This window comes from Frateuria flava (assembly GCF_017837635.1).
GTDB classification, from domain to species: Bacteria; Pseudomonadota; Gammaproteobacteria; order Xanthomonadales; family Rhodanobacteraceae; genus Frateuria_A; species Frateuria_A flava.
In genome coordinates, this window is record NZ_JAGJRS010000017.1 from 87,762 (window position 1) to 101,857 (window position 14,096).

Below are 14,096 nucleotides of genomic sequence, written 5' to 3' on the forward strand. Positions count from 1 at the left end.
GCCGCCCGCTTATGATGCGCGCCATGGCTGACGCCCTGTTCCCTGCGCTGCTCGGCGAGCAATGGCACGCGCTGGCGGCGCCGGTGCGGCGGATGCATGGCGACGGCTTGCGCGTGCGGGCGATCGGCCAGGCCGACGTGACCGGCGCGATGCACCTGCCGGCCCGGCTCCTGCGCCGGCTGCTTCGCCTGCCCGAGCCGGGTCTGGCGCAGCCGCTTGAGGTGTCGATCGAACGGCATCCGGGCCATGAGGCCTGGACGCGGCGCTTCGCCCACGGCCGGATGCACTCGCGGCTGTACCAGCACCCGCGCGGTGGCCAGCTGCACGAACGACTCGGCCCGGTGACGCTGCACTTCGAACTGCGCCGCACGGACGACGCGATCGACTGGCAACTGCGCGGTGGCCGCCTGCTGGGCCTGCCGCTGCCGCGCGGCTGCTTCGGCGCGGTGCGCTCGTGCAGCAGCGCACAGGCGGGGCGCTACGTCTTCGACATCGACACGCACCTGCCGCTGCTGGGACGGCTGGTCGCCTACCGCGGCTGGCTGGAGCCGGTCGATGGCTGAGCCGGCCGGGGTCATCGTTTTCGACGGTGTCTGCGTGCTGTGCAGCCGCTGGGTCGACTTCGTGCTGCGGCATGACCGCGCGGGCCGCTTCCGCCTGGCCGCGATGCAGGGCGCCCACGGGCGTGCGCTGCTCCAGGCGCATGGCCTGTCGGTGGATGACCCGGTGTCGTTCCTGCTGGTGCAGGACGGATGCGGGCATACCGACACCGATGCCATCGCGCGCGTCCTGCGAGGCTTCGGCGGGCGCTGGCGCCTGGCCGCGGCGCTGCTGCGGGCGATCCCGCGCGCCTGTCGCGATCCGGCCTATCGCTGGGTGGCCCGCCACCGGTACCGGCTGTTCAGTCAGCGCGCGAGCTGCCGGCTGCCGGAGCCGGCGCAGGCCTGGCGCTTCCTCGACTAGCTCATCGGTGCGGCGAGCCGGTGCACCGGGTGCGCGCCCGGGCGTTTCCACGCTGGCGGGAAAACCCGCCGCGCTTGCGTCCTCGCCCCAGTCCGGCGTCCCATCGCCATCGGAGATACGCCATGTCCAAGCTTCCATTCCGCCCCGCTCTGGGCCTGGCCCTCGCGCTTGCGGGGTCCACTGCCGCAGCGGCCGCCAGCAGCGTCAGCGTCCGCTATGACCATCCCGAGAACTTCACCGAAACGAAGGAGGTGCGTGCGTTCGCGCCCTCGCGTGCCGATTCGGGTTATCTGAAAACGCTGAAGACCTACATCGAGAAGCGGGCCTCCACCGAGCTCGAGCAAGGCCAGACGCTCGACATCGTCGTGACCGACATCGACCGTGCCGGGTCCTATGCGCCCACAGTGGGATCGTTGCAGCCGGTGCGCATCGTCAGGGGCGTCTATCCCCCGCGCATCACGCTGCACTTCCGCCTGCTCGACAGCCGGGGGCAGGTGATCCGCGAAGGTGATCGCAAGCTCACCGATCTGGGCTTCATGCACGACAGTCCGGGTGGACTCTCCAATACCGACCCGTTGCGCTACGAGAAGCGCACGATCGATCGCTGGTTGGCGCGTGGGCCGGCGAAGCTGTAACGCCGGTGTCGCGTAGGGCGGGCTTCAGCCCGCCGGCCGGTGGCAGGACCAGAGCGGTGGACTGAAGCCCGCCCTGCGCAAGGCAAAAAAAGCCCGCCATGGAGGCGGGCCTTTGGTCGTACGTCAGGTCGGTCAGGCGTTGGCGACGCGGTAGCCCTTCAGCCGCGCCGCGAACTCCTGCAGCGAGCGGATGCCGCTCTGCTCGGCCTCGGCGATCCACTGCTGCAGGCCCTTGAGGGTCTGCTCGGCGCCACGCTGCTCCATCAGCGCCGCCAGGCGGGTGCGGAAATCGCACACGGTGCGCAGCGTCGGACGCTTGGCCAGCACGGCCTGCAGGCGCGCGCTGCCTTCGCTGTCCAGCCAGCGGCCACCGTCGGCCAGCGCGCGGCGCATCCGGCGCGGCATGGCCTTGAGGTTGTCGCCGGCGTGGGTGGCTTCCTCGCGCAAGGTCGGCATGATCACGCCGCGGTAGTAGTCGGTCATCGCCTGGAAGCGGTGCGTCAGCACGGCCTTGAGCGTCTCGGCGTCGGGCAGGTTCACGTTCGGGCGCACGTCCAGCGCCGGCGCCACGCGCAGCACCTTGGCCAGGCCCACCGCACGCAGCCCGCAGATCGCCGCCCAGCCGATGTCGAACTCCCACTTGCGCAGGGCGAACTTGGCCGAGCTCGGGAACGCGTGGTGGTTGTTGTGCAGCTCTTCGCCGCCGATCCAGAAACCCCACGGCAGCAGGTTGCGCGCGGTGTCGGCGCTTTCGAAGTTGCGGTAGCCGGCCCAGTGGCCGATGCCGTTGACGAAGCCGGCGGCCCAGAACGGAATCCAGATCATCTGCACGGCCCACAGCGCCGCGCCGATCACGCCGAACAGCGCCAGGCTGATCAGCAGCATCAGGGTCGGGCCCCAGTACGGGTGCGCGCCATAGAGCTTGTGCTCGACCCAGTCATCGGGCGTGCCGCGTCCGTACTGCTCCATGTCCTGCCTCGACTCGCAGGCGTCGCGGTACAGCGACACGCCGTCCCAGAACACCTTCTTGATGCCGTAGATCATCGGGCTGTGCGGGTCTTCCTCGGTTTCCACCTTGGCGTGGTGCTTGCGGTGGACCGCCACCCACTCCTTGGTGACCATGCCGGTGGTCAACCAGCCCCAGAAACGGAAGAAATGCGCCAGCACCGGATGGAAATCCACCCCGCGATGGGTCTGGCTGCGATGCAGGTACAGCGTCACCGTGAAGATGGTGAGCTGGGTCATCACCAGCATGTAGACCAGCATGGCAAGCCAACTGGCGTGGGTCACGCCGTTGGAGAGGAAGTTCAGCACCGCGTCGAGCATCAGGAAAGCACCGGGGAAGTGGAAAGGCAGTCTATCGGAGGGGTTTCCGTACCCGCCAGCATGGCGCTTTGCACTTCGCGCATGCGTGAAGCGCCCCGCAGGTTGTGCAAACGTGGGGGCGCCATGACAATCATGCAATGACTCTGCCACAACCGCTGTTAACGCTGGAGAAAGCCAGCCGCCGCCGCGCCGGACGGGCCGCGGTGAGCGACCTCGACCTCGCGCTCGATCGCGGCCAGGTGCTGGGCCTGCTGGGCGTCAACGGCGCGGGCAAGTCGACCACGCTGTCGATGATCGCCGGCGCACTGGCGCCCGACAGCGGGCGCATCCTGCTCGACGGCGAGGACCTGGCCGAGCAGCCGGCACTCGCGCGCCGCCTGGTGGGCTGGCTGCCCGAACGTGCCCCGCTGTGGCAGGAACTGACGGTGGGGGAACATCTGGACGCGCACGGTCGCCTGCGTGGGCTCAAGGGCGCGGCGCTCAGGCAGGCATGCGCGCGCATGGTCGACCGACTGGAACTGGCACCGCTCGAACGCCGCCTCGCCGGCGTGCTCTCGCAGGGCCAGCGCCAACGCCTGGGGCTGGCCTGCGCGCTGCTGCACCAGCCGGCGCTGCTGGTGCTGGACGAACCGGGCAACGCGCTCGATCCGGTGCAGGTCGCCGCGCTGCGCGCGCTGATCCGCGAACAGGCGGCCGCCGGTACCGCGGTGATCCTGTCCACCCACGTGCTGGCCGAAGTCACCGCGGTGTGCGATCGCGTGGCGATCCTGCATGAGGGCACGTTGCGCCACGCGGGCACGCTGGATGCCGGCGACCATGCCGCGCTGGAGCAGCGCTTCTTCGCCATCGCCACCGCGAAGGTGGCCGCATGAGCGCGCTGGCCGTGACGCGACTGGAGCTGCGCCGGCTGTTCGTGCGTCCGCTCGCCTGGGTGCTCGGCGCGCTGACGCTTGCCTGGCTGGCGTGGAACTTCACCTTGCTGCTGGGCAGCTTCCTCGCCGCGCAGATCCGCCTCGCCGCGCTGCCCGACGGCCCCGGCTACACCGACCTGGTGGCCGTGCCGCTGCTGGCCAAGCTGGCCGAGCTCGCGTTCCTGGTGGTGCCGTTGTTGTCGATGTCGGCCCTGGCCGGCGAACGCCGCGAAGGACGCCTGGCGCTGCTGCTCGGCATGGGTTTGTCGCCCTCGCGCATCGTGCTGGGCAAGTACGCGGCGCTGCTGGTGTGGTTGCTGGCCTGGCTGGCGCTGGTGCTGGCGATGCCCTCGGCGCTGGCGCACGCGACCGCGATCGACTGGGGCAAGCTCGCCGCCGCCACGCTGGGCATGGCGTTGCTGCTGGCCTCGCTCGCCGCGCTGGGGCTGGCCTGTTCGGCGTTTGCCTCGCATCCGGCCCTCGCCGCGGCGGCCGCGCTGGTGCTCACGCTGGGCCTGTGGGCGGTGAACATGGGCGCGCAGCTGGCCGGCATGGAAGGCGGCGCGATCAACTGGCTGGCCATGAGCTCGCACCTGCAGCCGCTGCTGCGCGGGCTGGTGACCAGCGCCGACGTGGCGTGGTTCGCGCTGCTGACGATCGTCTGCCTGGCGCTGGCGATCCGCCGCGTCGCCGCTGAACGGGAGCGCGGCTGATGCGCACGCTATTCGGACGCCTGGACGGCTGGCTGTTCGCGCTGGCGCTGCTCGTCGGCGCGGGCGCCATCGGTTACCTCACGACCCGGCACGTCTTCGTCGCCGACTGGACCGCGGGCGGTCGCGCCAGCCTGTCGCCGGAGAGCCGCGCCGTGCTCGGCCAGCTCGACGGGCCGGTCGAGATCGTCAGCTATGCGAATCCCCAGGGCGACCTGCGTCCGACGATCGCCGGCTTTCTCGAACGCTACCGCCGGGCCAAGCCCGACCTGACGCTGCGCTTCGTCGATCCGCAACAGGATCCGGCGAAGATGCGCGAACTGGGCATCACCGTCGACGGCGCGATCATCGTGCACTACCGCGGCCGTGAGCAGCGGCTGGACGAGTTGTCCGAGCGCAGCCTGACCAACGCGCTGGAGCGGCTGGCACGCGGCGGCGAGCGCATCGTCGCCTTCGTCACCGGCGATGGCGAACGCCGCGCCGACGGCCAGGCCAACGCCGACCTGGGCACCTTCATGGCGCAGCTGGAAAGCCGCGGCATGCGCGCGGTGCCGCTCAACTTCGCCCAGGTCACCGCGGTTCCACAGCACACCGACCTGGTGGTGTTGGCCAGCCCCTCGCTGGCGCTCGAGCCGGGCGCCGTGCGCGCGCTGGTCGACTACCTGGCCAACGGCGGCAACCTGCTGTGGCTGACCGAGCCGGCCAACAGCGACCTCGACCTGGCGCCGCTCGCCGACACGCTGGGCGTGCGCGTGCTGCCCGGCGTGCTGGTCGACGGCGGCGGCGCCGCATTGGGCCTGAAGGATCCGCGCCTGATCGCACTGGGCGCCTATCCGCCGCATGCGATCACGCGCGGTTTCCTGCTCACCACGCTGTTCCCGCAGGTCGCCGCGCTGGCCCAAGTCAACCGCAACGACTGGGCGGTACAGGACTTCCTCGAATCGGGGCCGCAGAGCTGGACCGAATTCCAGCCGATCGAGAACGCCTCGGACTCGACCATTCGTTTCGACGCTGCGGCGGGCGAATTGAAGGGGCCGCTGGCCTTCGGCCTGGCCTTGTCGCGCCTGTCGCCGAGTCCGGACAAGAGCCAGCAGCGCGTGGTGGTGATCGGCGACGGTGATTTCCTTTCCAACACGTTCCTGGGGAACGGCGGCAACCGCGCACTGGGCGAACGCGTGTTCGACTGGCTGCTCGGCGACGACGCGCTGGTTAGCCTGCCGCCGCGCGGCGCACCCGACCGCGTGCTGGAGCTCTCGCAGACCGAACTCAACGTGGTGAGCCTGGGCTTCCTGATCGCGCTGCCGTTGCTGCTCCTGCTCATCGGCGGCGTGCTGACCTGGCGCCGTCGCCGGCGTTGATGCGGCGCAAGGCACGCCAGCGCTGGATCGTCGTCGGGATCGCACTGGCGCTGCTGGCGCTTGCCGCCGCGCAGTACCTGCACGACCAGCGCCAGGCGCCCGGCACGCTGCTGGCAATGGACCCTGAGGCCGTGACGTCGGTGGAGCTTGCGTTGCCCGGCCAGCCGCCGGAGCGCTATCGCCGCCACGATGGCCACTGGTGGCAGGCCGACGGCAAGCGCGCGGACGACGGCCGGCTGGAGGAACTGGCCGGGATCGCGCAGGCGCCGGTCGCGAGCTGGCGGCCGGCGTCGGACTTCGACGCGGCGAAGATCGGCCTGGCGCCACCCGTGGTGCAGCTCAGGCTGGACGGCGAAGTGCTCGATTTCGGCACGACTGCCGTGACCGGTCCATTGCGTTACGTGCGCGTGGGCAAGCGCATCGCGCTGGTGCCACTGCGCTACACGCCTCGCCCGGCCACGCGGAACGCCGAGCGCATTCACTGATCCCGGCAAGGCATCGCCCACAAGTGGGCTCCTACGGGGTCGATGGCACGGGCTGTCGCCGGGGGCACCGCTTGTGGCGCGCGTCGCCGGGCCCATATTGGACTGGATCAAGTCCGGAGTAGCAGCAATGAGCCAGCAGGTGATGGGTGTGTTCGGCATGGGCGTGATGGGACGCAGCCTGGCGCTGAACATCGAAAGCCGCGGCCACGCGGTATCGGTCTACGACCACGACGGCGCCTTCACCGACCAGGTCATGGCCGCCCACCCGGACCGCCGCCTGGTGCCGTTCCACGAGCTGCCCGCCTTTGTCGCCTCGCTCGAACGCCCGCGCCGCATCCTGCTGATGATCAAGGCCGGACCGCCGGTCGACGCCATGCTGGAGGCGCTCAAGCCACTGCTGGAGCCAGGCGACATCGTGATCGATGGGGGCAACAGCTACTACCGCGACACCATCCGTCGCGAGCAGGCGATGCAGGCGGCCGGTTTCAACTTCATCGGCTGTGGCGTGTCCGGTGGCGAGGAAGGCGCGCTGCTCGGGCCGTCGATCATGCCCGGCGGACCGCGCGAGGCGTATGCGCAAGTCGAACCAATCCTCACCGAGATTGCCGCGCGCGCGCCCGACGGCACGCCGTGCGTGGCCTGGATGGGCCCCAACGGCGCCGGGCACTACGTGAAGATGGTGCACAACGGCATCGAGTACGGCGACATGCAACTGATCGCCGAAAGCTACGCGATGCTGCGCCAGGTGCTGGGCCTGTCCAACGCCGAGCTGGCGCGCGTCTACGCCGACTGGAACCGTGGCGAGCTCGACAGCTACCTGATCGACATCACCTCGCACATCTTCACCCGCAAGGACCCCGACAGCGGCAACGACCTGGTCGACAGGATCCTGGACCGCGCGCTGCAGAAGGGCACCGGCCAATGGACCTGCCAGGACGCGCTGGAAATGCGCGTGCCGCTCCCACTGATCACCGAAGCGGTGTTCGCCCGCGGCCTGTCGGCGCAGAAGGACGAGCGCCTCGCCGCCAGCCGCGTGCTGCACGGCCCCACGACCAGCTTCGCCGGCGATCGCACCGCTTTCGTCGAGTCGGTGCGCCGCGCGCTGTACCTGGGCAAGCTGATCTCCTACGCGCAGGGCTTCGCCCAGTTGCGGACAGCCTCCGTGGCGCATGGCTGGGACCTGGACTACGCCACCATCGCCAGCATCTTCCGCGCCGGCTGCATCATCCGCGCCGGCTTCCTGGAACGGATCATGGAGGCCTACACGCGCGATCCAGACCTTTCCAACCTGATGCTCGACCCCTATTTCGCCGACACGGCCACGCGCTACCAGCAGGCCCTGCGCGAGGTCGTCGCCACTGCCGTGGCCTGCGGCGTCGCCACGCCCTGCCTGGCCTCCGCGATCGCCTGGTTCGACGGCTACCGCAGCGAGCACCTGCCGGCGAACCTGCTGCAGGCGCAGCGCGACTATTTCGGCGCGCACACGTTTGAACGTGTCGACCGGCCCGGCAGTTTCCACGTGGATTGGGAGGCCTGAAGCAAGGCTTCCCCATCCGCCTTGCGGGCACCTTGCCGCACGCTCGGAGGAAGGACCGGGCGAGCCGCGATGGGCAGACTTGAGACCGATCTCCCGCGCGCCCCCGGCAGATATTGACGAGCCTTCCGCCGTGAACCCGGGGAAGGTGCCCGCAGGGCGGATGGGGACAACCTTGCCCCGGCCCTCACCCGGACATCCATCGCCATGCCCGAACTTCCCGAAGTCGAAACCACCCGCCGCGGCATCGCACCCCACGTCGAGGGCCGCCGCGTCGCCGGCGTGGTGCTGCGTCGCCCGGACCTGCGCTGGCCGATTCCGCGCGAGGTGAGCGAGCTGCTGCCGGGCCAGCGCATCGAGGCGGTGGAGCGCCGCGCCAAATATCTGCTGCTGCACACCCAGGCCGGCAGCGCGCTGATGCACCTGGGCATGAGCGGCATGCTGCGCGTGCTGCCGCCGGATGCACCGCTGGGCGTACACGACCACGTCGACATCGCGCTCGCCCCCGAAGCCGGCCGTCCCGCGCGCGTGCTGCGATTCACCGATCCACGCCGCTTCGGCTGCCTGCTCTGGCAACCGCCGGGTCAGACCCACGCCCTGCTCGCATCATTGGGCCCCGAACCACTGACCGACGCCTTCGACGGCGATGTGCTGTGGCACTTGTCGCGGGGCCGCAGCGCCGCGGTCAAGCTGTTCCTGATGGACAACGCCGTGGTGGTCGGCGTGGGCAACATCTACGCCAGCGAGGCGCTGTTTGCCGCCGGTATCGATCCGCGCCGCGCGGCCGGCAAGATCTCGCGCGAGCGCTACGCGCGGCTCGCGGCGGAGGTGAAGCGGATCCTGGGCTGGGCGATCGAGCGGGGCGGCACCACGCTGCGCGACTTTCTCAATCCCGACGGTGCGCCCGGTTATTTCTTCCGCGAGCTCAACGTCTACGGCCGCGCCGGCGAAGCATGCAAGGTGTGCGGTACGCCGATCCGCCAGGCCGTGCTCGGGCAGCGCTCCACATTCTGGTGCCCACGCTGCCAGCGTTGAGCCGCATGCGGCGCAGGGGCTTCAGCACACATCGTTGACCGGGGTGGCGGGTTGAAGCCCGCCCTGGATAAATTTCATACCGGCCAGTCGAAGGCGACGTGCGTGTTGTTGAACTGCGGATCGTCCCGGCCGCCGCCCGGATGCGCCACCAACTCACCGGGCAGCCCTTCGACCTCCATCGGCTGCCCCTCGACGAAGCGTGCGCCGAGCGCCTGCAGTTCCGCCAGCCGTTCGCACAGCATGCCGGCCTGGCCGGCATGCGCGTCGGGCACGTGACGCAGGCTCAGGTCGGGACGGCCGAACTTGCGCAGGCCGCGGGTACGCACATGCGAGCGCCCTTCGCCCTCGTCCGGATGGCGCAGGATCAGCACGTGGTTGCGCGGCGGCGCGCCACCGGGCACCAGGTAGTGGCGGCGCCAGGCATCGGGGTCGAACAAGGTGAGGATCTGCGGGTCGAGGATCGCGCGCCCGCCCACGTCCAGCAGGCCGGCGAGCACGCCGAGGGTGTCGCGCAGGTAGTCCAGGCTGTCGCGGTCGGCCAGTTCGCCGCGCACCACCAGTACGTCCGGCGCGGCGTGGGCCAGGTCGAAGGCGGCGGGCGCATCCTCCTTCAGCAACTCGCCCAGCGCGCCCTTCAGGGGATAACCCTCCCAATCCCGCAGCGCGGCATGGGCGAAGCGCTGCAACTGGACGCCCTCGGGCAGGCCGGCACTGGCGTAGCGCGCGGCGGGAATCGCCAGCTCGTCGGCAAAGCGGCCGAACACGTAGAAGTGCAGCACGATGGTTTCATCGCTTGGCTGCCAGTACGGGCGGGGCCAGGCTTCCGGAGTGGCGCTCATGGGCTTCCTTGGGTTCGGCGGGTCGGGAGCTTCAAAGGCCTCCCCGACCCCTCTCCCCCGGGCGGGGCCGGGAAGTAGGAGCAGGAGTGGCCTTCAGCGGGTGTCGTCGAGCGGCAGCACGCTCTGCTGCAGTTCGATGCGGCCGCGGCCCTCGGTGATGTGCTTGAACTCGGCGCGGCTGACCGAGACATAGCGGTCATTGCCGCCGATCTCAACCTGCGGGCCTTCGGTCACCGCGCGGCCTTGCTCGTCCACACGCACCACCATGGTGGCCTTGCGGCCGGTATGGCAGATGGTCTTGATCTCTTCCAGGTTGTCCGCCCAGGCGAGCAGGTAGCGGCTGCCTTCGAACAGCTCGCCACGAAAGTCGGTGCGCAGGCCGTAGGCCAGCACCGGGATGTTGAGCCGGTCGACCACGTCGGAGAGTTGCCACACCTGCGCCTTGGAGAGGAACTGCGCCTCGTCCACGAACACGCAATGCAGCGCGCCGCGCTCGGCGATGTCCTGTTCCACCAGCGCGAGCAGGTCCTCGCCGGCCCCGAAGCGGCGCGCGTTGGCCTTCAGGCCGATGCGGGAGGCCACCACACCCACGCCGAAACGGTTGTCCAGCGCGGGCGTGAGGATCAGCGTGCGCATGCCGCGCTCGTGATAGTTGTACGCGCTCTGCAGCAGCGTGGTGGTCTTGCCGGCATTCATTGCCGAGTAATAGAAGTAGAACTTGGCCATGAGGCGGCGAAGCCGGTCAGCGGAAACGGCGCATTGTAGGCGACTATTCGGCGCGCGCCTGGGCGATGCGGTAGCGGTGGCCAGCCCACCACTGGCGCAGGTTTCTCAACACGCTCACGCCATAGACGAACTTGAACACGCGCAGCCGCAGCAGCACCGGCAGCGGATCGAACAAGTCGCCGGCCAGCATCGAGATCACGCCCTGCTCCAGCTGCCAGGTGTTGCGCGGCGAGGCGAACATGCGCCGCATCACCGGCTCGTTGAAGCGGTAGATGAAGAAGGCGAAGCGCGCCATGCCCTTGCGCAGGCGCCTCTCCAGCGCGCGCTGCAGCGCCGCCTCGCGCTTCGGTTCGCGCAATGCGCCATCGACCACCTCGACCGCGCGTTCGGCCGCATCCATTGCCAGGAACACGCCGGAGGAGAACACCGGATCGAGGAAGGCGAACGCATCGCCGACCAGCACCCAGCCGGGACCGGCCATCGCCCGAGAATCGTACGAATAGTTGCCCGCTGCGCGCACCTCGTCGATCAGTTCGGCACCCTCCAGCCGTTGCCACAGTTGCGCGTTCTGCCTGAGCGTGTCGAGCAGGAACTCGCGCGTGTCGCCGCGGCGGCGCTTGAGGTACTCCGGCCAGCACACGGCGCCGACGCTCATGCTGCCGTCCGGCAGCGGGATCATCCACATCCAGCCGTGCTCGAAACGGTAGATGCTGACGTTGCCTGCGTCCTCGCCGGGACGGCGCGCGGCATGGCTGAAGCGGGTGAACAGCGCCGCGCTCTGGTGTTGACGGTTCTTGCGCTTGAGCTTCTTCTTCGTCGACACGAACGCGTCGCGGCCGCTGGCGTCGACCAGATAGCGTGCCTCGATGGTGTAGCGCTCGCCTTCGTCGGTCTTTACCTCCAGACGTGTCTGCCGCGGGCCGACCAGATCGACGGCCACCACCTGTTGACCTTCGCGCGCATCGGCGCCGCACTCGCGCGCGTGGTCGTAGAGCATCTTGTCGAAATCCTGCCGCCATACCTGGTAGCTGTGCGGCGGGCTTTTGCACAGCGCGCGGCCGAACGAAAAGACGTTGTAGCCGCGCTCGTTGTCGGTCTCGAAATCGGCGCCGGCCTTGAACACGCCCATGGCGTGGACCTTGTCCAGCACGCCCAGGCGCTCGAACACCGGCAGGTTCATCGGCAGCAGCGATTCGCCGATGTGGAATCGCGGGTGACGCTCCTTCTCCAGCGCGATGACCTTGTAGCCGCGCCGCGCCAGCAGTGCGGCGGCGGTACTGCCCGCCGGACCGCCGCCGATGATCGCCACGTCGCACGATTCGATTGCCTTTTCCCGCTCCATCCGCTCCCCCGGCGTTTGACCTGCGTTCCGATTATGGCCGATGCGGCAGAAGGCGGCAGGTTCGCCGAACCGAGGCGGGTCACCCACCGGCGACATGCTCCAACCAGGCGCCGTCCCGGGACCGGCAGAGGCCTCTGCTACCATCGGCCTTTCGCCCGTACCGCCGCCCGCTCCATGCTCAATCCGCAACAACTGGCCGCCGTCGAACATTGCGACAGCCCACTGCTCGTGCTGGCCGGCGCCGGTTCCGGCAAGACCTCCGTCATCACCCAGAAGATCGCGCACCTGATCCAGCGGCGGAAGCTCGCGGCGAACCGCATCGCGGCGATCACCTTTACCAACAAGGCCGCGCGCGAGATGCGCGAGCGCGTGGGCAAGCTGGTCAGCAGCGAGGACGCCGCGGCACTCACTGTCTGCACCTTCCATGCGCTGGGACTGAAGTTCCTGCAGATCGAGCACGCGCGCGCGGGCCTGCGCCGCGGCTTCTCGGTGCTGGACGCCGACGACAGCGAGGGCATCGTCAAGGAGCTGGCGCCCAAGGGGGCCAAGCCGGACGTGCTGTTCGGCATCCGCAATCTGCTCAGCCGCGCCAAGAATGCGGGTCTGTCGCCGGAGGAAGCGCTGGCCGCCGCGCGCGCGCCGCGCGAGCTGGACGCGGCGACGATCTACCAGATGTACCAGCAGCGCCTGGCTGCCTTCAACGCGGTCGACTTCGATGACCTGATCCGGCTGCCGCTGCGCATCCTGGAGTCGGATACCGAGTGCCGCGACGCGTGGCGCGAGCGCCTGCGCTACCTGCTGGTGGACGAATACCAGGACACCAACGACGCGCAGTACCGGCTGCTCAAGGCGCTGACCGGCGAGCGCGGCGGGATCACCTGCGTGGGCGACGACGACCAGTCGATCTATGCCTGGCGCGGCGCCAATCCGGAGAATATCGACCAGCTCGGTCGCGACTGGCCGAACCTGCGCGTGATCAAGCTGGAACAGAACTACCGCTGCGGCAAGCGCATCCTGCGCGCGGCCAACCAGTTGATCGCCAACAACCCGCACCTGCACGAGAAGAAGCTGTGGAGCGAGCACCCCGAGGGCGCGCCGATCCGTGTGCTCGAGTGCAAGGACGCCGAGCACGAGGCCGAGAAGGTCGCCGCCATCGCCACCACGCTGGCGGAGAAGCACAAGGCGCGCTGGCACGACATCGCCATCCTGTATCGCGGCAACTTCCAGGCCCGTCCGCTGGAGAAGGCGCTGCGCCTGGCGCGCATTCCCTACCACCTCACCGGCGCGCTCTCCTTCCTCGACCGCGCCGAAGTGAAGGACCTGCTCTGCTACCTGCGCTTGCTGACCAACCCCAGCGACGACGCGGCGCTCCTGCGCGTGGTCAACGTGCCCAGGCGGGAAGTGGGCGCCACCACGCTGGAGAAGCTCGGCCAGCTCGCGCAATCGAAACACTGCTCGCTGCTGGAAGCGACCCGCAGCGATGCCGTGCTGCGCCAGCTCACGCCGCGACCGGCCGCCGCGCTGGCGGGTTTTTCAGAGCTGCTCGACGAGCTGCGCAGCGCGTCGCTGCACGAAAGCGCCGCGGATCTGGTCGAGCGCATCTTGAAGCGCACCGGCTACGCCGCACACATCGCCGCCAGCACACCCGACGCGAGCTTGCGCGACCGCCGCCTGGCCAACCTGCAGGAACTGGCCGACTGGTTCCGCGCCATGCAGAAGGGCAACAGCGCCGGCGACCTGGCCGCCCAGCTGGCGCTGCTCAGCCATGCCGACCGCGACGAACCCGGCAATGCCGTGCGCATGATGACGCTACACGCGGCCAAAGGCCTGGAGTTCCGCTTCGTCTTCATCGTCGGCTGCGAGGACGGCACGCTGCCGCACGAGGGTGCCATCGACGAGGGCCGCATCGACGAGGAGCGGCGCCTGATGTACGTCGGCATCACCCGCGCCAAGGAGCTGCTCACGCTGTCGTGGTCCGCGCGCACCAAACGCTACGGCGAGATCCACACCAACCAGCCCAGCCGCTTCCTGCATGAACTGCCGCAGGCCGACCTGCACTGGCAGGGCAAGGATCCGGAGGCGGACAAGGAGATCGTGCGCGAGACGGCCGAATCGCACATGGCGAAGATCGCGGCCATGTTGGCCGGCAAATAGGCGGACCGACGTTGTAGGAGCCCGCCTGCGGGCGGTGCTCCTGGCCGACTGCCGCGAGCGCATCGCCCGCAAGCGGGC

Annotated in this window: 14 protein-coding genes; 10 read left to right on the top strand and 4 right to left on the bottom strand. The window is 69.5% G+C overall.

What is annotated here, in order from left to right:
* The first annotated feature begins 23 nt into the window (after positions 1-23).
* From J7I44_RS08675 to J7I44_RS08685, 3 genes are all read left to right on the top strand, one after another.
* Complete coding sequence (locus J7I44_RS08675; protein WP_209619042.1) at positions 24-563, top strand: DUF4166 domain-containing protein; 540 nt, start codon at positions 24-26, stop codon at positions 561-563.
* Positions 556-963, top strand: a complete 408-nt coding sequence (locus J7I44_RS08680) for a thiol-disulfide oxidoreductase DCC family protein (RefSeq protein WP_209619045.1) — start codon at positions 556-558, stop codon at positions 961-963. The genes J7I44_RS08675 and J7I44_RS08680 overlap by 8 nt, the downstream gene beginning before the upstream one ends.
* Before the next feature lie 122 nt (positions 964-1,085).
* Positions 1,086-1,598 (top strand): DUF3016 domain-containing protein, encoded by a 513-nt coding sequence (locus J7I44_RS08685; protein ID WP_209619048.1) that lies wholly within the window; start codon positions 1,086-1,088, stop codon positions 1,596-1,598.
* Positions 1,599-1,730: 132 nt separating this feature from the next.
* Here the strand turns inward: J7I44_RS08685 and J7I44_RS08690 are convergent, their stop codons facing one another.
* The gene (locus J7I44_RS08690) at positions 1,731-2,924 is read right to left on the bottom strand and encodes a DesA family fatty acid desaturase (protein ID WP_209619052.1); all 1,194 of its coding nucleotides are present in this window, start codon (positions 2,922-2,924) and stop codon (positions 1,731-1,733) included.
* A gap of 137 nt (positions 2,925-3,061) precedes the next feature.
* On the opposite strand from J7I44_RS08690, the gene J7I44_RS08695 reads away from it, so the two are divergent.
* The 6 genes from J7I44_RS08695 (at position 3,062) to mutM (ending at position 8,957) form a co-directional block, all read left to right on the top strand.
* Complete coding sequence (locus J7I44_RS08695; protein ID WP_209619055.1) at positions 3,062-3,796, top strand: ABC transporter ATP-binding protein; 735 nt, start codon at positions 3,062-3,064, stop codon at positions 3,794-3,796.
* Positions 3,793-4,548, top strand: coding sequence for an ABC transporter permease (locus J7I44_RS08700; RefSeq protein ID WP_209619058.1), 756 nt, complete (start codon positions 3,793-3,795; stop codon positions 4,546-4,548). The genes J7I44_RS08695 and J7I44_RS08700 overlap by 4 nt, the downstream gene beginning before the upstream one ends.
* Positions 4,548-5,903: a GldG family protein gene (locus J7I44_RS08705; RefSeq protein ID WP_209619061.1), complete on the top strand. Its 1,356-nt coding sequence runs from the start codon at positions 4,548-4,550 to the stop codon at positions 5,901-5,903. Before J7I44_RS08700 ends, J7I44_RS08705 begins: the two co-directional genes overlap by 1 nt.
* The gene (locus J7I44_RS08710; protein ID WP_209619063.1) at positions 5,903-6,388 is read left to right on the top strand and encodes a hypothetical protein; all 486 of its coding nucleotides are present in this window, start codon (positions 5,903-5,905) and stop codon (positions 6,386-6,388) included. The genes J7I44_RS08705 and J7I44_RS08710 overlap by 1 nt, the downstream gene beginning before the upstream one ends.
* A 127-nt stretch (positions 6,389-6,515) precedes the next feature.
* Positions 6,516-7,925 carry an NADP-dependent phosphogluconate dehydrogenase gene (gene gndA, locus J7I44_RS08715; RefSeq protein ID WP_209619066.1) on the top strand — a complete coding sequence of 470 codons (1,410 nt, stop codon included), beginning with the start codon at positions 6,516-6,518 and terminating at the stop codon, positions 7,923-7,925.
* A gap of 204 nt (positions 7,926-8,129) precedes the next feature.
* Positions 8,130-8,957, top strand: a complete 828-nt coding sequence (gene mutM, locus J7I44_RS08720; protein ID WP_209619069.1) for a bifunctional DNA-formamidopyrimidine glycosylase/DNA-(apurinic or apyrimidinic site) lyase — start codon at positions 8,130-8,132, stop codon at positions 8,955-8,957.
* A 74-nt stretch (positions 8,958-9,031) separates the two neighbouring features.
* On the opposite strand, the gene J7I44_RS08725 is transcribed toward mutM, so the two are convergent.
* The 3 genes from J7I44_RS08725 to J7I44_RS08735 form a co-directional block, all read right to left on the bottom strand.
* Complete coding sequence (locus J7I44_RS08725; protein ID WP_209619072.1) at positions 9,032-9,796, bottom strand: hypothetical protein; 765 nt, start codon at positions 9,794-9,796, stop codon at positions 9,032-9,034.
* Between the two features lie 93 nt (positions 9,797-9,889).
* On the bottom strand, positions 9,890-10,522 hold the full coding sequence (locus J7I44_RS08730) for a thymidine kinase (protein WP_209619073.1): 633 nt from the start codon (positions 10,520-10,522) through the stop codon (positions 9,890-9,892).
* Positions 10,523-10,565: 43 nt separating this feature from the next.
* Positions 10,566-11,864: an NAD(P)/FAD-dependent oxidoreductase gene (locus J7I44_RS08735; RefSeq protein WP_209619076.1), complete on the bottom strand. Its 1,299-nt coding sequence runs from the start codon at positions 11,862-11,864 to the stop codon at positions 10,566-10,568.
* 174 nt (positions 11,865-12,038) lie between these two features.
* On the opposite strand from J7I44_RS08735, the gene J7I44_RS08740 reads away from it, so the two are divergent.
* Entirely contained in the window at positions 12,039-14,018 is a 1,980-nt protein-coding gene (locus tag J7I44_RS08740) for a UvrD-helicase domain-containing protein (protein WP_209619080.1), read from the top strand.
* Positions 14,019-14,096: the final 78 nt, after the last annotated feature.